The organism is Ruegeria sp. HKCCD7559 (assembly GCF_013110575.1).
Classification (GTDB): Bacteria; Pseudomonadota; Alphaproteobacteria; order Rhodobacterales; family Rhodobacteraceae; genus Ruegeria.
The window spans coordinates 71722-89045 of record NZ_WVQU01000004.1 but is presented as its reverse complement, the minus strand read 5'-3'; the positions used below and the strand labels follow the sequence as shown (position 1 = coordinate 89045).

Sequence of the window (17324 nt, the reverse complement as noted above, 5' to 3'; positions counted from 1 at the left end):
GACAGGAATGGAGGGATTACATGATCCACAAGAATTGGGCAGAATTGATCAAGCCGACCCAGCTGGAAGCCAAGCCGGGCAATGATCCTGCACGTCAGGCCACCCTGGTTGCCGAACCGCTGGAGCGTGGCTTTGGTCTGACCCTGGGCAACGCCCTGCGCCGCGTCCTGATGAGCTCGCTGCAAGGCGCGGCCATCACCAGCGTCCAGATCGACAACGTTTTGCACGAGTTCTCGAGCGTCGCAGGCGTTCGCGAAGACGTCACCGACATCATCCTGAACCTCAAGCAGGTTGCCCTGCGCATGGAAGTCGAAGGCCCCAAGCGCCTGTCGATCAATGCCAAAGGCCCCGCAGTCGTCACCGCGGGTGACATCAGCGAAAGCGCCGGTATCGAGGTTCTGAACCGCGACCACGTCATCTGCCACCTCGACGATGGCGCTGACCTGTTCATGGAACTGACCGTCAACACCGGCAAGGGCTATGTCTCGGCCGAGAAGAACAAGCCTGAAGACGCGCCTATCGGCCTGATCCCGATTGATGCGATCTATTCGCCGGTCAAAAAGGTCGCTTATGACGTTCAGCCGACCCGTGAAGGTCAGGTTCTGGACTATGACAAACTGACCCTGAAGATCGAAACCGATGGTTCGATCACGCCGGAAGACGCGCTGGCCTTTGCCGCTCGTATCCTTCAGGATCAGCTGTCGATCTTCGTCAACTTCGACGAGCCGGAATCGGCAAGCCGTCAGGACGAGGACGATGGTCTGGAGTTCAACCCGCTGCTGCTGAAGAAGGTGGACGAGCTGGAACTGTCGGTCCGTTCGGCAAACTGCCTGAAGAACGACAACATCGTCTATATCGGCGATCTGATCCAGAAGACCGAAGCCGAGATGCTGCGCACTCCGAACTTCGGTCGCAAGTCGCTGAACGAGATCAAGGAAGTTCTTTCCGGCATGGGCCTGCACCTGGGCATGGATGTCGAGGACTGGCCGCCCGACAACATCGAAGATCTGGCGAAGAAATTCGAAGACGCGTTCTAAGCGCGTCTTCCCCAATGCCCGGCCCGAAGTGGGAATATCCGGGGACAATATGGGCATTTCCGCCCCAAGGAGAGCCGGTGACACGCATCGCCGGCCAGACAAAGCAAAACGCGAAAGAAGGAACTAGAAAATGCGTCACGCACGTGGTTACCGCCGCCTGAACCGTACTCATGAGCACCGCAAGGCGCTGTTTGCGAACATGGCTGGCTCGCTCATCGAGCATGAGCAAATCAAAACGACTCTGCCCAAGGCAAAAGAACTGCGCCCGATCGTTGAAAAACTGATCACTCTGGGCAAGCGCGGCGACCTGCACGCCCGCCGTCAGGCCGCAGCACAGCTGAAGGAAGACAAAGACGTCGCCAAGCTGTTCGAAGTTCTGGGCCCCCGCTACGCCGAGCGTCAGGGCGGTTATGTCCGCATCCTGAAGGCTGGCTTCCGCTATGGCGATATGGCCCCGATGGCGATCATCGAATTCGTTGATCGTGACGTCGACGCCAAGGGCGCGGCCGACAAAGCCCGCGTTGCCGCCGAAGAGGCAGCAGACGAAGAATAAGATCTGACCCAGGGTCACGGTCGAACCTCCGTTCGGGAAACCGGACGGAGGTTTTTTCGTTATGGCATGCCGGCATGTTGCGGGGCATACCCGACCGCCGACTTGCAATTCGGATTTTGTGTCAGCATATCTGGGCCAATCGCAAAAAACGGAGCCACCATGATCCGCGTAATGCTGACCCTTGTTGCCTTGACCTGCGCGACGCAAGGAATGGCCGAAACGAAAGTTCCGCAGTCACAGGCCGAGATTTCGTTGGGATTTGCCCCGGTCGTAAAACAGGCTGCGCCGGCGGTTGTGAATATCTATGCCAAGATCGTCCGGCAGGGCCGGGCTAGCCCGTTTTTCTCGGACCCGTTCTTTCAGGATTTCTTTGGCCGGGGATTTGGCGAACCCCGTCAGCGTGTACAAAACTCGCTGGGTTCCGGGGTTATTCTGTCTGACGATGGGTACGTCGTTTCCAACTATCACGTGGTCGGGTCCGCGACCGAGATCCGGGTTGTCACGACGGACCGGCGCGAGTTTTCGGCTGAGGTTGTGCTGGGCCATGAGGAAAGCGATATCGCGATCCTGCGTCTGGAAGGGGCCGAAGACCTGCCTTTCCTGACCCTTCGCGATTCAGATCAGGTCGAAGTCGGAGAGCTGGCCCTGGCCATCGGAAACCCATTCGGGGTGGGGCAGACGGTGTCGTCCGGCATCATCTCGGGGCTGGCGCGCACGGGCACGGCAACCGGGAATGGCCGCGGGTATTTCATTCAGACAGATGCTGCAATCAACCCCGGCAACTCCGGTGGGGCGCTGATCGACGTGAATGGCCAACTTATCGGGATCAATACCTCGATTCTGACCCGATCGGGTGGATCAAATGGCATCGGCTTTGCCATCCCTGCCAATCTGGTGGCGCAATTCCTCAAGCAGGCGCAGCAGGGAAATGACAGTTTCGTCAGCCCGTGGGCGGGTATGTCGGGTCAACACATGAGCGCGGATATCGCGGAATCCCTCGGTCTGGCTATCCCGTTGGGCGTAGTGATCTCTGACCTGCATGAACTCAGCCCTTTGCGCGACGCAGGGTTCAGAGTTGGAGACGTGGTAACCCATGTGGACGGGGATGAGGTCAATTCACCCGCCGAGATGAAGTTTCGGATGTCGGTCGCCGGAGTGGGCGGAACCTCGGTTCTGACCCGTCTGCGCGGCGACCAAAGTGACCAGGTTGAGGTGGCGCTTATCAAAGCCCCCGATGTTCCGGCCGCCGAAGAAACGACGTTGAACGACAGAACCGTTCTTCCGGGGTTGGTGGTGTCCCGGGTCAACCCCGCGGTGATCACCAGGATGGGATTGCCGCTGTCGCTGACCGGTATCGTCGTGGTGGATCCCGGCCCGTATGGCGGAAGGGCGGGATTGCGAACCGGTGATATTCTTGAAAGCATCAATGCCGATGAGATCCAGCGCCCTCGGGACGTTGAGACCGCGCTGACCGATCCGGGCCGTTACGTGCAGATAGGTCTGGTGCGCGGGGGGCGGTCCGTCTCTTTGCGGTTCCGGCTGTGACCTGTGAGTGATCTGTTCGATACCGGGGCGGCAGAACCCGCCGCTTCTCCTCACCGGCCTCTGGCTGACCGGTTGCGGCCTCGATCCCTGGCCGAGGTGATCGGGCAGGAGCAGGTGCTGGGCCCCGAGGCCCCTCTGGGTGTCATGCTGGCGGCAGGCAGTTTGTCCAGCCTGATCTTCTGGGGCCCACCCGGAGTTGGAAAGACCACGATTGCACGGCTGTTGGCACAGGAAACCGATCTGCATTTCGTTCAGATCAGTGCGATCTTTACCGGTGTGCCGGATCTGAAGAAAGTCTTCGAGGCCGCGAAAATACGCCGCCAGAACGGGCAGGGCACCTTGTTGTTCGTGGACGAGATTCACCGCTTCAACAAGGCTCAGCAAGATGGGTTTCTGCCCCATATGGAAGACGGGACAATCCTGTTGGTCGGCGCAACCACCGAGAACCCGTCATTCGAACTGAATGCCGCTGTGCTTAGCCGGTCGCAGGTGCTGGTGCTGGAACGGCTGAGCCTTGCCGATCTGGAGCGTCTGACCCAGCGGGCCGAGAAAGAGCTGGGCCACGCGTTGCCATTGACGCCTGCCGCCCGCGATGCGTTGCAAGAGATGGCCGATGGCGACGGTCGGGCTTTGCTGAACCTGATCGAACAGGTTTCGGCGTGGAAGGTGGATGCGCCGCTGGGCCCCGATGCGCTGTCTACGCGTTTGATGCGGCGGGCTGCAAAATACGACAAGTCTGGTGATGAGCATTACAACCTGATCTCGGCACTGCACAAGTCGGTGCGCGGATCTGATCCCGATGCGGCCTTGTATTGGTTCGCGCGCATGCTGACCGGGGGCGAAGACCCGCGGTATCTTGCGCGCAGGATCACACGCATGGCGGTCGAGGACATAGGCCTGGCCGATCCGCAGGCGCAGGCCATTTGTTTGCAATCGTGGGAAACCTACGAACGTCTGGGTTCACCCGAGGGCGAGTTGGCGCTTGCTCAGGCGCTGGTCTATCTTGCCCTGGCGCCAAAATCCAACGGCGCCTATGTCGGCTACAAGGCGGCAATGCGGCTGGCCAAGCAATCCGGCAGCGAGCCACCGCCCAAGCATATCCTGAACGCGCCGACCTCTTTGATGAAGGAACAGGGTTACGGCGCGGGCTATGCCTATGACCACGATGCCGAGGACGGGTTTTCCGGTCAGAACTACTTCCCCGAGACGATGAAACGCCCGGTTTTGTATCAGCCGGTCGAGCGCGGTTTCGAGCGTGAGCTAAAGAAACGCCTCGATTATTTTGCCAAGCTGCGGACACAGCGGAACAGCTAGTTACGCGAGGTCAATCGTAAAGGTTCCGCGGCGCCACAGGCAACTGGATTGAAATTGGGCGCTTCCCCTGGGTCAACGCTTGCAGCGGAGGACTTGATATGCCGGTCGATCATCGAAACGCGTGGAATACCGGTTTGTGACGCGCTTAAGGTTGAATGGGCCAACGGGTTGGATGCCATTCGCCGCGCAGGAACCGCTGGTGCGACCCGTTTCCGGGACGGAGCAGGGCGGCACGGCGACTTCTCGAACATCTGAGATCCAGAGCCAGATACCTTGACTCTTGCCGCGTTGCGCGCGACAGACGCCCATGATTTCTGGGACACGGATAAACACGCAATCCGGGCGGATCACCCGCGCGGAACAAGGGGTAATGGCATGAGTGGCGTGCAGATGATTACAGTCGCTGAAGGTGATGGGGACCAGCGCGTGGATCGCTGGCTGCGCCGCCTGTTTCCGCATGTCAGCCAGGGGCGCATTGAAAAGATGTGCCGCAAGGGAGAATTGCGTGTTGACGGAAGCCGCGCCAAAGCTTCGACCCGGTTGGAGGCAGGGCAGGTGGTTCGCGTGCCGCCCTTGCCGGACGCTGATCACAAACCGGCTGAGGTCAAGCATCACATCTCGGATGCGGATGCCAAGATGATCCAATCCTGCGTGATCCACCGTGACGATCACGTTCTGGCGCTGAACAAGCCGCATGGTCTGCCGGTGCAGGGCGGCAGCGGGCAGACAAGGCATGTTGACAGCCTGTCCCAAGCGCTGCGGTTCGACTATGACGAGAACCCTCGGCTGGTCCATCGGTTGGACAAGGACACGTCAGGTGTTCTGCTGCTGGCCCGCACCCGCGAAGCCGCCAAGGGTTTGACGGCCGCTTTCCGCCACCGCGATACGCGCAAGATCTACTGGGCGCTGGTTGCCGGGGTGCCGACACCGTATCTGGGTGAGATCAAGACCGGCCTTGTCAAGGCGCCTGGTCATGGCAAGCACGGCGAGGGCGAAAAGATGATCCCCGTGCATATGAACGAAATTGACAGAACTCCGGGCGCGAAACGCGCGCATACGCATTACGCAACCCTTTATCGAGTTGCCGGCCGCGCCGCCTGGGTCGCGATGGAGCCGATCACCGGACGTACGCACCAGTTGCGGGCGCATATGGCCGCAATCGGACATCCGATTATCGGCGACGGAAAATACGGCGGTTCGGGTCAGGAAAACCTTGGCGACGGATGGGGTGCGCAACTGGGTGGGATCATCAGCAAAAAGCTGCATCTGCACGCACGGCGGCTGTCCTTCCTGCATCCGGTGACGCGGAAACCAGTGACCGTGACGGCGCCCTTGCCCGAGCATATGAAGCACAGCTGGGACACGTTCGGATGGAGCGAGGATCTGGCGGCTGATGACCCGTTTGAGGCGCTGCAATGAGCGCACCCTTGCGGCTGGTCCTGTTCGACGTCGACGGTACTCTGGTCGACAGTCAGGGCAGTATCGTTCATTCCATGACCGCCAGCTTTCAGGCCGCCTCCGTGCCGGTTCCGACGCGAAAGGCGATCCTGTCCATTGTCGGCTTGTCGCTGCCGCATGCCATCGCCCGGTTGGCGCCGGAACAGCCCCTCTCGGTCCAGAACGATCTGGTCGACGGGTATAAAGAGGCCTATCACGCCCATCGTCTTGAATTGGGCGCGGCAAGTTCGCCGCTGTACCCCGGTGCGCGCGAGGCGATTGAAGCGTTGCATGCCGTGCCCGAAGTGCTTCTTGGCGTGGCAACCGGCAAGTCGCAGCGCGGGTTGGACGCATTGATCGAAGCCCATGGGCTGGAACCGTATTTCGTGACCCGGCAGGTCGCGGATCACCACCCGTCAAAGCCGCATCCGTCCATGGTGCAGACCGCATTGGCGGAAACCGGGGTCGATCCGGGTTGTGCAGTGATGATCGGCGACACGAGCTTTGACATGGATATGGCCGCGGCTGCCGGTGTTCGCGGCATCGGCGTCACTTGGGGCTATCATGACCGATCGGCTTTGACCGCAGCTTCTTGCATTGTCGAAACCTTTGACCAGTTGCCCAATGCTCTGGCTGAGATGTGGGATTGAAAGATGAGTGACTGGAAACCGAAACGCTTCTGGAAGGACAGCACCGTTGTCGCGGTTGATGGCGGGTTCACCGTCGAACTGGATGGCCGCAGGGTCAAAACACCCGCCAAGGCAGACCTGATCCTGCCAACCCGCCCCATGGCCGAAGCGGTGGCAGGGGAATGGGATGCGCAGGAAAAAGAGGTTGATCCTGCCGTGATGCCGTTCACCCGTTCTGCCAATGCAGCGATTGACAAAGTCCGCATCCAGCACGGGGAAGTGGCCGACATGCTGGCCGATTACGGCGATTCCGATTTATTGTGTTATCGCGCAACCCACCCGCAGGAGTTGCAGGATCGTCAGTGCTCCGAATGGGATCCCGCCCTGGATTGGGCCGAGACCGCGCTGTCTGCCCGTCTGGTTCCGGTTGCGGGCGTCCTGCATCAACCGCAGCCGGAATCCGCCCTGGCGACATTGCGTTCTCGGGTGCACGGGCTGGATGCGTTCCAACTGGCCGCTTTTCACGATCTTGTCAGCTTGTCGGGGTCATTGATTCTTGGCTTTGCGGCCGCCATGAATTGGCGCAAACCGGACGAGATATGGCGCATTTCAAGATTGGATGAAACCTGGCAGATTGAACAATGGGGCCATGACGAACAAGCCCATCAGGTTGCCGAGGCCAAGAAAGCGGCCTTTATGCATGCCAAACGCTTCTTTGACATATCGGTTTGATCCTAAATTCCGGTTTTTTGAGCAAATCTGTAAACAGCTTGGGGCCTGATCCATCGTTTTCGATGATCCGGCCCTTGACGTTTGTTTATGAATACGCCCAAACTCAGTGCCACTAAAGGGGAGACACCTTTGGGGTAACCTATCCGGCATCCACTTGCCGGGCAGAGCCGTCTCGGACGGGGCGGAAAATCAGGAAGAGGTAAAAATGAAAAAATCCGTAATCTTGGGCGCGGCAACGATTGCCGGTCTTGCTGCTGGCGCAGCCATGGCAGGGACCGTTGACGACGTTAAAGCACGCGGCAAGCTGAATTGTGGTGTGACCACCGGTCTGGTTGGTTTTGCTGCGCCCGACGCCAATGGCGAATGGCAGGGCTTTGACGTATCGCTGTGCCGCGCCGTTGCTGCTGCTGTTCTGGGTGACGCCAACGCCGTTGAATTCGTTCCGACCACTGGTAAGACACGTTTTACCGCTCTGGCCTCGGGCGAGATCGACATGCTGGCAAGAAACACCACCTGGACCTTCAGCCGCGACGTCGACCTGAAGTTCGAATTCACCGGTGTGAACTACTATGACGGGCAGGGCTTCATGGTTCCCAAGGCGCTGGGCGTCAGCTCGGCCAAGGAACTGGACGGCGCCCGTGTCTGCATCCAGACCGGTACCACCACCGAGCTGAACCTGGCCGATTTCTTCCGTGCCAACAACATCAGCTACGAGCCGGTTCCGATCGAAACCAACGCCGAAGCGCAACAGCAGTACCTGGCCGGTGCATGTGACGTTTACACCACCGATGCTTCGGGCCTGGCCGCAACCCGCGCCACCTTCGAAGCGCCGGACGAGCACATCCTGCTGCCCGAGATCATCTCGAAAGAGCCGCTGGGCCCGCTGGTCCGTCATGGCGATCACGAGTGGGGCGACGTTGTCCGCTGGACGCTGAACGCACTGATTTCGGCTGAAGAGCTGGGCGTGACCTCGGCAAATATCGACGAACTGAGCGCCGGCACCGACAACCCGGAAATCAACCGCCTGCTGGGTACAGAAGGCACTCTGGGTGAAATGCTGGGTCTGGACGCTGACTGGGCGGCCAAAGCGATCAAAGCTGGCGGCAACTATGGTGAAGTGTTTGCCAAGAACATCGGTGAGGAAACTCCGATCGGTCTGGCGCGGGGCCTGAACGCACAGTGGACCGAAGGCGGCCTGCTGTACTCGCCGCCGTTCCGTTAAGGCATCAATGGAAGAGGGCGCGGGGCAACCTGCGCCCTTTTCTACAATAAATTGCTGCGGGCAGATGCAGAGCGGGGAAAACCTCGCCGAAATGAAACAGCTCGCAAGCCACGGGGATTCCAAAATATGTCGACTATGACTGACCCACCGAAAGCTGATTTTCGGTTGTCTATGCTCATAAACGATACCCGCTATCGCTCTCTTACATTTCAGGTGATTGCGGCCATCGTCATTGCGCTTTCCATCTGGTATCTGGGCAACAACCTGATCCAGAACCTCAGGGCCGCAGGGCTCAATATTTCCTATTCTTTCCTCGGCGATTCAGCCGGGTACGACATCAACCAGCGTCTTGTTGAATATGACAGTCAGTCATCGCATGCACGCGCGGCACTTGTCGGTTTGCTGAACACACTGCTTGTGGCCTTTCTGGCCTGTATCACCGCAACTGTTTTCGGTGTGATCGCGGGCGTTCTGAGACTGTCGAACAACTGGCTCGTGTCGAAGCTGATGGCCGTGTATGTCGAGATCTTCCGGAACATCCCGGTTCTGATCTGGATCATCATCATCTTCACGATCATGACGGCCGTGCTGCCGGCGCCAAGCGCGTTCCGGGGGGAAAACCCGACGTCTTCAATGCTGTTTGGGTCCTTTGCCTTTACCAATCGGGGCATCTATTTTCCGCGTCCCGAATTCGCCAATGGCCTGTTTGCATCGACAGCCCTGAACTGGTTGCTGGTCATCGCCGTCCTGATCGGATCGTGGTTCGTCAGTGGCGAAGTTGAAAAACGCGCAACCAAGAAGCAGGAAGAAACCGGCGAGCGCCCCGCGACACTGTTGCCGAAACTGGCAATCTGGCTGGTGCCTTTTGTGCTGTTGATGGTCATCATGGGCCTGACCTGGGATGTCCCCGAACTGAAGCGCTTTAACTTCAGCGGTGGAATGAATGCCGGCGGCCCCCTGATTGCGCTGTGGTTTGCCCTGTCGATCTATACCGGTGCCTTTATCGCGGAAAACGTGCGTGCGGGTATTCAGGCGATCAGCAAAGGTCAGACCGAGGCTGCCGCCGCGCTGGGCCTGCGTCAGGGACGGATCATGAAACTGGTCATCCTGCCCCAGGCATTGCGGGTCATCATCCCGCCGCTGATCTCGCAGTATCTGAATATCACCAAGAACTCGTCTCTCGCGATTGCCGTTGGCTATGCGGATATCACCGCAACACTGGGTGGTATTACTCTGAACCAGACCGGCCGGGCGATTGAATGCGTTCTTCTGCTGATGTTGTTCTACCTCACGGCCTCGCTGCTGATTTCGACGGGGATGAACATCTACAACGCTTCCGTCAAGCTGAAGGAGCGCTGAGCCATGAGTGATCAAGCAACAAACCCGATCGCCTTCGTGGCCGAAGGCACCATCCCGCCCTCACCGCCGCCGGCAAATGAGACCGGCGTTATAAAATGGCTGCGCGAGAATCTGTTTTCAGGGGTCGTCAATTCGATCCTGACAGTTCTGTCGCTGATCCTGATCTACATTCTTCTCAAGAATACCTTGCCATGGATTCTGAACGGAGTGTGGAATGCAAACTCGCTCGCGGAATGCCGCGAGATTCTGGGGGACAAGACCGGAGCCTGTTTCGCAGTTCTGACGGAACGCTGGCCGCAGCTGATCTATGGGTTCAAGTACCCCGTCGATGCCTATTGGCGGCCGAACCTGGCCTTTGTGCTGATGCTGGTGGCGATTGCGCCGGTGCTGTTCTTTGACTTGCCTCGCAAGATGCTGTTGTTCACTGCGGTCTATCCCTTCCTGGCTTTCTGGCTGATCTGGGGTGGCACGATCCTCGTGCCTCTGGTTGCGCTTGTTGGCTGCATGGCCGCCGGTGGTGTCTTCCAGAAGCTGGGCAACAACAACTTTGCCGCCGGGTTCTTCGGAGCGATTGTGACGGCACTGGTCATCTGGAACGTCGGAGGGGCCCTGATCCCGGAAGGCGCATCAGAAAACGCGTGGCTGACGGCCGTTCCCAGCCGTGATTTGGGCGGTTTCATGCTGAACATGATGCTGGGCGTGACCTGTGTGTCGCTGTCGGTACCACTTGGGATCGCACTGGCCTTGGGGCGACAGTCGAACATGCCGCTGATCAAGTGGGTCTGCGTCATCTTCATCGAGTTCATCCGCGGCGTGCCTCTGATCACGCTGCTGTTCGTGGCTTCGGTGATGCTGGCCTATTTCTTCCCGCCTGACAGCACGGTCGACCTGTTCCTGCGCGTTGTGATCATGATCACCATGTTCTCGTCCGCCTATATCGCCGAGGTGATCCGCGGCGGTCTGGCAGCGCTTCCGCGCGGGCAGTACGAGGCCGCAGACAGTCTTGGGTTGGATTATCCGCAGGCGATGCGGCTTATCATCCTGCCGCAGGCGCTGAAGATCTCGATCCCCGGGATCGTGAACGTGGCCGTTGGCCTGTTCAAGGATACGACACTGGTCTCGGTAATTTCGATGTTCGATCTGGTGGGTATGATCCGGGGACCCATCCTGGCGTCGACCGAATGGAACGGCGTCTACTGGGAGCTTCTGGGCTTTGCCGCGCTTCTGTTCTTCGTCGTCTGTTACGGCATCTCTCAATATTCTCAGTGGCTCGAGCGTCGCCTTGCCACAGATCATCGTTAAGGAGTTCAACACATGTCTGAACTTGCAATTGACCGCGAAATCGACCGCTCCAAGATGCAGGTGAGCGACGAGGTCGCTATCGAAATCAACAACATGAACAAGTGGTACGGGTCCTTCCACGTGCTGCGCGACATCAATCTGACTGTCAATCAGGGCGAGCGGATCGTGATCGCGGGCCCGTCAGGGTCGGGCAAATCCACCCTGATCCGCTGCCTGAACGCACTGGAAGAACACCAGCAAGGCAAGATCGTGGTGGACGGGATCGAGCTGTCGAATGACCTGAAGAACATCGACAAGATCCGGTCCGAGGTTGGAATGGTGTTCCAGCACTTCAACCTGTTCCCGCATCTGACCATTCTGGAAAACTGTACGCTGGCCCCGATCTGGGTGCGCAAGACGCCCAAGAAAGAGGCTGAAGAGAGGGCGATGCATTTCCTGGAAAAGGTCAAAATCCCTGAACAGGCCGACAAGTATCCCGGTCAGCTTTCAGGTGGTCAGCAGCAGCGTGTCGCGATTGCCCGCTCACTGTGCATGATGCCACGGATCATGTTGTTCGATGAACCGACATCGGCGCTGGACCCCGAGATGATCAAAGAGGTGCTCGACACCATGATCGAACTGGCCGAAGAAGGTATGACCATGCTGTGCGTGACGCACGAGATGGGCTTTGCCCGTCAGGTCGCCAACCGCGTGATCTTCATGGATGCCGGTCAGATCGTGGAACAGAATGAACCCGAAGAGTTCTTCAACAACCCGCAAAGCGAGCGGACCAAACTGTTCCTGAGCCAGATTCTGGGTCACTGACCTGCACAAAGGCTGAATGAATGAAGGCGGGGTATTGCCCCGCCTTTTTCTATTCGATCAACTCACGCGGGATGGTGAACCCCAGCACTGTCCCGGTTTGCCATCGGACCTCGGCCCAGCTGTTTATTTCGAACGACATGACGGTTGTTGCACAGGTTGGATAATCGAAAAAGCGTGTATGATTTGGCGGTTGCCGCACCAGACGGTTGGCAAAATCGGCGATCCCGGGATTGTGGCCCATCATCAAAACAGCCGGTTCCGTAGCACCTGAAAGTTCCCGCAGCATGACCTTTGAATCAGCGTGGTAGAGCGCGCTGTGAAAGCTGACTTTATCGGCCTGCAAACCCATGCGATCCCATGTCTCGCGGGTGCGGGTTGATGTAGAGCTTAGGACTTCATCCGGCAACCAGCCGTGGTGACGCAACCAAGCAGCGATGGCCGGGGCCGACTTTCGTCCACGTTTGTTCAGCGGGCGGTCATGATCGCCAAGACCCGGGCTATCCCAGCTGGATTTCGCATGACGTGTCAGGATCAGAATTCGGGTCATGACGGATGAAAGGCTTTCATGTGATGGGCAGATTGTTCCGGGTTGCGTCCTGCGCCCGCGCTCAGAGGGCAGGCAAGGCGGGCCAGACACCCGCCCGCCATACAGGTCTGACCTTCAGCAGTGCCCAGATGGTCGTGGCATGCAGCGACGTCATAGAACTCCTGCGCGTTCAGCGCCCTGACCGGACAGGTCGTCGTGCAAGGCGCGGCGCAGGTTTCGCAAGGCGACACGCCGGAAGGTGTTGGGATGGCGAACTCTTTGGCAAAATGCAGTGCGCCCCGATAGGAAATCATCATCCCAACGGTATCATGCACCAATGCCCCGACCGGGCTGCTGAACGTTCGCCCAGACTTGAGTGCCCAGTCAATGAATGGCGTGTACGGAGGGCCGCCGAACGGGAAATACGCCTGTGCGCCGAGCCTTTCGGCCATCTGATCGACGACCCTTTGCGACCATCGGTCAACGGGGTCGGCCTGGTGCCATTCCGGTGAGGCTTTCAGTACGGGCCAGAATCCCGGCCCGGCCCCCAACAGGATCAGCGTGCCGGTTTCGAGGTCTTTGGCTGCAACGTGGCGAGGATGCAGTGCGCCCATGACCAACAAACCAGTATCAAGGGCGGCGTTTTCAACCTGTTCATAGGGCGTCGCGTCAGGATCAGAGGAAGGCTGTGCAAGATGTGTCATGTCTCCTCCTCTCTTGCGGGGTCAGTCCGGGCGTATCAGCGACCCGGCCCCATGTTCGGTGAACAGCTCCAGCAGCACGGCATTGGGTGCGCGCCCATCAAGTATGACGACAGCCCGAACGCCGCTGTGCAGGGCGTCCAGTGCGGTTTCTGTCTTGGGTATCATACCGCCTGCAATGGTGCCTTCGCGGGTCATTTCCCTTATCTGACCGGCCTTGAGTTCGGTCACGACATCGCCCGCCGCGTTCTTGACACCGGAAACATCCGTCAGCAGCAACAGACGGTCTGCCTTGAGCGAAGAAGCGATTGCTCCGGCTGCCGTGTCGCCGTTGACGTTGAATGTTTCACCGTCGCGGCCTGCACCAAGCGGGGCGATGACCGGGATTACGTCATGTGAAAACAGATCATGCAAGATCTTCGGATTCATCTCGGCAGGAGTGCCGACAAAGCCCAGCGACGCATCCGTCTGATCGCAGACCATCAGGCCTGCGTCCTTGCCAGACAGGCCTACGGCTGATCCGCCCTGATCATTGATCGCCTGTACGATGCGCTTGTTCACGAGCCCGGACAGAACCATTTCGACCACTTCAACCGTGGCCTTGTCGGTCACTCGCTTGCCGTTCACGAATTCGGATTGAATGTCCAACTTGCCCAGCATTGCATTGATCATCGGACCACCGCCGTGGACGACCACCGGGTTTACACCCACCTGGCGCATCAGAACCACGTCCCGGGCAAAGCTCTCCATCGCCTCGTCGCTGCCCATGGCGTGTCCGCCAAGTTTGATGACGACGATGGCTCCGTCATAGCGCTGCAGATAGGGCAGGGCGCTGTTGAGTGTGGCTGCGGTGGCGATCCAGTCCCGGTTCATATCTCGTGTCTTCATTGCTAAAGTCCTTCTGGAAAACCGTGTTAGGACCTTTGCCCCACGCTGCCAAGGGTGAAGCTATTCCAGATGCGCAATGATGGACCGCAGGGTCGCGATGCCGTCACCCTTTTCGGAAGAGGTAAGCACGATTTCCGGAAATGCCGCGGGATGTTTGGACAACACGGCCCGGGTTTGTTCCAGAACCTTTTCACGATCCTTGGCTTTGACCTTGTCTGCCTTGGTCAGAACGCATTGAAATGTCACGGCGCTGGTGTCCAGCAACTTCATAATTTCGTCATCGACCGGTTTCACCCCGTGGCGCGAGTCGATCAGGACAAAGGCGCGGCGCAGTGTCTGGCGCCCGCTGAGATATTGTTTCAGCAGCTTCTGCCACTTCTCGACCACTTTCACCGGGGCGTTTGCATAGCCATAGCCCGGCAGGTCCACGAGATAGAGTTCAGGGCCTTGGGTGAAAAAGTTGATCTCTTGCGTGCGGCCGGGCGTGTTGGATGCGCGGGCCAGACCCTTCGTGCCGGTCAAGGCATTGATCAGGCTGGATTTGCCCACGTTCGAACGCCCCGCAAAACAGACTTCCAACCGGTCAGGTGCGGGCAGGCCATTCATGGCGACAACGCCTTTGACGAACTCGGACGGGCCTGCAAACAGCTTGCGGCCTCGCTCCAGGGCGAATTCATCCGGGTCTTCGGCCAGGGGGAAGGGAAGCGTGGTCATAGCACCTGCACCTCATCGTTGACGCGGATTTCGCCGCCCTGAACGACCTCGGCGTAAACGCCGAAATCCTGATGGTCCCAGCTGTTCAGGGCGCGCAGGGTGTCTGCGTCCCTCTCACCGGTTTCGGGATTGGCGGTGGTGGCCATACATCGCGTGATCCGCTCGCGGACGCGAAGCACGGCCTCGCCAATGCGCAGGTCCCGGCCCAGCCAGTCAAACTCATCCCACAACGGCAGACCTTCGAACCAGATATTGCCGCGCCACCGAACAATGGACAGAGTCTGGCCCAGCTTCTGTTCGACTGCGCGATGCGATGCCATGTTGCACAGGCTGATCGATGGAAAGTCGCTGTCCGTCATACCGCGCCCCGGAACCCGAACGATCCGGGCAGATGCAGCGCGGTCCGCCGGCATAAGTGGCTTTACCCAGTCCAGAAAAGCTTCTTGTTCGGTGTCCGGCGCAACGCTGAGATCCGGTCGCTGCGGGTGGCGCAATGTAACCCGGTCGCCCTGCAATTCGGCCGAAATGGCCATCAACTGAGGCGCTTTTGAACCGCGGCTGAAATTGAAACAGGGTGCCCATTCCGAACCATCGGTTTTGGCGGCCTCATGAGCGACCGCCCAAACGCGATCCCCGGGCATGGTCTGCCCGGGGATGAGTGTGACTTGGCTCAGGGCTTCTCGCCCATGGCTTTTGATCGGGTGGCGCCAAAGGCTTGAGACCGTTCCGCTCATTTGTTGTCCGTTTTTGGCGTCCGCTTGAAACCGGACTTTATGTTTCCGAATACATCCGGCTTATAGCCCTGGCTGCGCATGATCAGATATTGCTGTGTGAACGTGATCGTGTTGTTCGCGATCCAGTACACGACCAGACCACTGGCGAAACCACCCAGCATGAACATGAAGACCCAAGGCATCCAGGCAAAGATCATGGCCTGCGTCGGATCGGTTGGCGCCGGGTTCAGTTTCTGCTGCAACCACATCGAAATACCCAGCAGCAGCGGCAGAATACCGATGAAGATCAGCGCCATCAGGCTGTCAGGTTGCGGCCCGGCCCATGGCAGCCAGCCAAAGAAGTTGAAGATCGAGGTTGGATCAGGTGCGCTCAGGTCCCGGAACGGGCCGAACCATGGGGCCTGACGCAGTTCGATCGTCACGAAAATCACCTTGTACAGCGAGAAGAAGATCGGAATTTGTAACAGAATTGGCAAGCAGCCTGCGGCAGGGTTCACCTTTTCCTTTTTGTACAGCTCCATCATGCCCTGCTGCATTTTCTGGCGATCATCGCCTGCGGCTTCTTTTAGGGCCTCCATTTGCGGCTGCAGTTCCTTCATCTTTGCCATCGAGACGTAGGACTTGAAGGCAAGCGGGAACAGGATGGCCTTTATGATCAGTGTCAGGCCGATGATTGACCAGCCCATGTTTCCAATCAGGGCATTGATGTTGTGCAGCAGCCAGAAGATCGGCTTGGTCAGGAAGTAGAACCAACCCCAGTCGATGCTGTCGATGAACTTCTGAACACCTTCCGCCTGATACTCCCGGATGGTTTCCCACTCCTTGGCACCGGCGAACAGTCTGGTCGTGACCTCTTCCGTTGTACCGGGCGCGACTGTCAGTGTCGGCAGCACCGTTTCCGTTTGATAAATGTTGCGACGTGAATCGTATTTGGCAGCGGCCTTGAACGCTGCACCCTCGGCCGGGATCAGGGTGGTCATCCAGTAGTGATCCGTGAACCCAATCCAGCCTCCTTCTTTGACCTGATAGACCTCGGCCTGTGCGCGTTCATTGGGGTCGATATCGAAATCGCGCACATCGCCATAGTCGATCTCATCCAGAACGCCGTCAGCCATGACCATGACGCCTTCGTGAAGAATAAAGAAGTTCTTCAGGCCCGGCAGGTCACCGTCTTCGCCCATGCCGTGGCGTGCCAGAATGCCGTAGGGGGCCATGCCGACCTCGGCGTCGGTGGTGTTCTCGACCGACTGGGTGACCGAGAACATATAGTCTTCATCCACGGCAATGGTGCGGCGGAAGGTGAGGCCGTTACCATTGTCCCAAGCCAGCGTGATCGGAGTGTCAACACCCAGAGTTTCGCCCTGCTCAAGCGTCCAAAGAGTGTTCGGGCCGGGAACGTCCGTGACCGACAGGCCCGCGCCGGGGGCCCAGCCATAAAGCGCATAATAGGCAGAGTCACTTCCAACCGGGGACAGAAGTTCGACGATCGGAGAATCCTCAGCCAGTGAAACCTTGTAATCCTTCAGCGACAGCTCATCAATTCGGCCACCGGCAAGCGACAGGCTGCCCGTCAGGCGGGGCGTGTCGATGCTCACGCGGGGCGCCTCGGCTTCGGCTTCAGTGGCGCTTGCAGTTGCTTCGCCGACCGTTCCGGTATCAGCGGCGCTGGGCGTCTGAACCTCATTCCCTTCGATGCTGGCGATTTCAGCCTGTTCCGTGGTTGGCGTCTGTTCCGGCGGAGGGAACAGCACGAACCAGACCAGGATCACGAGAAAGCTGAGCGCGGTTGCGAGGATGAGATTCTTGTTCTGATCGTCCATCTGGGAC

At 58.8% G+C, this 17324-nt stretch carries 17 protein-coding genes; 11 read left to right on the top strand and 6 right to left on the bottom strand.

Going from position 1 to position 17324, the window contains the following annotated elements; genetic code table 11:
* The first annotated feature begins 20 nt into the window (after positions 1–20).
* The 11 genes from GS605_RS12720 (at position 21) to GS605_RS12670 (ending at position 11934) form a co-directional block, all read left to right on the top strand.
* Positions 21–1037, top strand: a complete 1017-nt coding sequence (locus GS605_RS12720) for a DNA-directed RNA polymerase subunit alpha (protein ID WP_117870179.1) — start codon at positions 21–23, stop codon at positions 1035–1037.
* A 130-nt stretch (positions 1038–1167) separates the two neighbouring features.
* Positions 1168–1590, top strand: a complete 423-nt coding sequence (gene rplQ, locus GS605_RS12715) for a 50S ribosomal protein L17 (protein WP_170687292.1) — start codon at positions 1168–1170, stop codon at positions 1588–1590.
* Positions 1591–1749: 159 nt separating this feature from the next.
* On the top strand, positions 1750–3135 hold the full coding sequence (locus GS605_RS12710; RefSeq protein WP_171724230.1) for a trypsin-like peptidase domain-containing protein: 1386 nt from the start codon (positions 1750–1752) through the stop codon (positions 3133–3135).
* Positions 3136–3138: 3 nt separating this feature from the next.
* Positions 3139–4449, top strand: a complete 1311-nt coding sequence (locus tag GS605_RS12705; protein WP_171724229.1) for a replication-associated recombination protein A — start codon at positions 3139–3141, stop codon at positions 4447–4449.
* Between the two features lie 375 nt (positions 4450–4824).
* Positions 4825–5868: an RluA family pseudouridine synthase gene (locus tag GS605_RS12700; RefSeq protein ID WP_171724228.1), complete on the top strand. Its 1044-nt coding sequence runs from the start codon at positions 4825–4827 to the stop codon at positions 5866–5868.
* Positions 5865–6536: an HAD-IA family hydrolase gene (locus GS605_RS12695; protein WP_171724227.1), complete on the top strand. Its 672-nt coding sequence runs from the start codon at positions 5865–5867 to the stop codon at positions 6534–6536. Before GS605_RS12700 ends, GS605_RS12695 begins: the two co-directional genes overlap by 4 nt.
* 3 nt (positions 6537–6539) lie before the next feature.
* On the top strand, positions 6540–7247 hold the full coding sequence (locus tag GS605_RS12690) for an ATP12 family chaperone protein (protein ID WP_171724226.1): 708 nt from the start codon (positions 6540–6542) through the stop codon (positions 7245–7247).
* Positions 7248–7452: 205 nt separating this feature from the next.
* Positions 7453–8469 carry an amino acid ABC transporter substrate-binding protein gene (locus GS605_RS12685; protein ID WP_171724225.1) on the top strand — a complete coding sequence of 339 codons (1017 nt, stop codon included), beginning with the start codon at positions 7453–7455 and terminating at the stop codon, positions 8467–8469.
* Between the two features lie 126 nt (positions 8470–8595).
* A complete protein-coding gene (locus GS605_RS12680; protein ID WP_171724224.1) occupies positions 8596–9828 on the top strand; it encodes an amino acid ABC transporter permease in 1233 nt (410 codons plus the stop codon).
* 3 nt (positions 9829–9831) lie between these two features.
* The gene (locus GS605_RS12675) at positions 9832–11130 is read left to right on the top strand and encodes an amino acid ABC transporter permease (protein ID WP_171205993.1); all 1299 of its coding nucleotides are present in this window, start codon (positions 9832–9834) and stop codon (positions 11128–11130) included.
* Between the two features lie 12 nt (positions 11131–11142).
* Positions 11143–11934: an amino acid ABC transporter ATP-binding protein gene (locus GS605_RS12670; RefSeq protein ID WP_171724223.1), complete on the top strand. Its 792-nt coding sequence runs from the start codon at positions 11143–11145 to the stop codon at positions 11932–11934.
* A gap of 49 nt (positions 11935–11983) precedes the next feature.
* Here GS605_RS12670 and GS605_RS12665 read toward each other — a convergent pair whose 3' ends face one another.
* From GS605_RS12665 to yidC, 6 genes are read right to left on the bottom strand one after another with little or no spacing between them, the layout of a single operon-like run.
* Positions 11984–12481: a histidine phosphatase family protein gene (locus GS605_RS12665; protein ID WP_171724222.1), complete on the bottom strand. Its 498-nt coding sequence runs from the start codon at positions 12479–12481 to the stop codon at positions 11984–11986.
* The gene (locus tag GS605_RS12660; RefSeq protein WP_171724221.1) at positions 12478–13164 is read right to left on the bottom strand and encodes a ferredoxin; all 687 of its coding nucleotides are present in this window, start codon (positions 13162–13164) and stop codon (positions 12478–12480) included. Before GS605_RS12660 ends, GS605_RS12665 begins: the two co-directional genes overlap by 4 nt.
* A 21-nt stretch (positions 13165–13185) precedes the next feature.
* The gene (gene argB, locus GS605_RS12655) at positions 13186–14049 is read right to left on the bottom strand and encodes an acetylglutamate kinase (RefSeq protein ID WP_171119631.1); all 864 of its coding nucleotides are present in this window, start codon (positions 14047–14049) and stop codon (positions 13186–13188) included.
* 60 nt (positions 14050–14109) lie between these two features.
* Positions 14110–14763, bottom strand: a complete 654-nt coding sequence (yihA, locus tag GS605_RS12650; RefSeq protein WP_171724220.1) for a ribosome biogenesis GTP-binding protein YihA/YsxC — start codon at positions 14761–14763, stop codon at positions 14110–14112.
* Positions 14760–15497: an MOSC domain-containing protein gene (locus GS605_RS12645; RefSeq protein WP_171724219.1), complete on the bottom strand. Its 738-nt coding sequence runs from the start codon at positions 15495–15497 to the stop codon at positions 14760–14762. Before GS605_RS12645 ends, yihA begins: the two co-directional genes overlap by 4 nt.
* A complete protein-coding gene (gene yidC / locus GS605_RS12640) occupies positions 15494–17317 on the bottom strand; it encodes a membrane protein insertase YidC (protein WP_171724218.1) in 1824 nt (607 codons plus the stop codon). Before yidC ends, GS605_RS12645 begins: the two co-directional genes overlap by 4 nt.
* Between the last annotated feature and the right edge of the window lie 7 nt (positions 17318–17324).

Coding starts and splice junctions, on each gene's coding strand:
- argB (WP_171119631.1), bottom strand. CDS start 14,049: ATGAAGACACGAGATATGAACCGGGACTGGATCGCCACCGCAGCCACA.
- GS605_RS12665 (WP_171724222.1), bottom strand. CDS start 12,481: ATGACCCGAATTCTGATCCTGACACGTCATGCGAAATCCAGCTGGGAT.
- GS605_RS12645 (WP_171724219.1), bottom strand. CDS start 15,497: ATGAGCGGAACGGTCTCAAGCCTTTGGCGCCACCCGATCAAAAGCCAT.
- GS605_RS12720 (WP_117870179.1), top strand. CDS start 21: ATGATCCACAAGAATTGGGCAGAATTGATCAAGCCGACCCAGCTGGAA.
- GS605_RS12675 (WP_171205993.1), top strand. CDS start 9,832: ATGAGTGATCAAGCAACAAACCCGATCGCCTTCGTGGCCGAAGGCACC.
- yihA (WP_171724220.1), bottom strand. CDS start 14,763: ATGACCACGCTTCCCTTCCCCCTGGCCGAAGACCCGGATGAATTCGCC.
- GS605_RS12670 (WP_171724223.1), top strand. CDS start 11,143: ATGTCTGAACTTGCAATTGACCGCGAAATCGACCGCTCCAAGATGCAG.
- GS605_RS12680 (WP_171724224.1), top strand. CDS start 8,596: ATGTCGACTATGACTGACCCACCGAAAGCTGATTTTCGGTTGTCTATG.
- rplQ (WP_170687292.1), top strand. CDS start 1,168: ATGCGTCACGCACGTGGTTACCGCCGCCTGAACCGTACTCATGAGCAC.
- GS605_RS12710 (WP_171724230.1), top strand. CDS start 1,750: ATGATCCGCGTAATGCTGACCCTTGTTGCCTTGACCTGCGCGACGCAA.
- yidC (WP_171724218.1), bottom strand. CDS start 17,317: ATGGACGATCAGAACAAGAATCTCATCCTCGCAACCGCGCTCAGCTTT.
- GS605_RS12695 (WP_171724227.1), top strand. CDS start 5,865: ATGAGCGCACCCTTGCGGCTGGTCCTGTTCGACGTCGACGGTACTCTG.
- GS605_RS12700 (WP_171724228.1), top strand. CDS start 4,825: ATGAGTGGCGTGCAGATGATTACAGTCGCTGAAGGTGATGGGGACCAG.
- GS605_RS12660 (WP_171724221.1), bottom strand. CDS start 13,164: ATGACACATCTTGCACAGCCTTCCTCTGATCCTGACGCGACGCCCTAT.
- GS605_RS12690 (WP_171724226.1), top strand. CDS start 6,540: ATGAGTGACTGGAAACCGAAACGCTTCTGGAAGGACAGCACCGTTGTC.
- GS605_RS12685 (WP_171724225.1), top strand. CDS start 7,453: ATGAAAAAATCCGTAATCTTGGGCGCGGCAACGATTGCCGGTCTTGCT.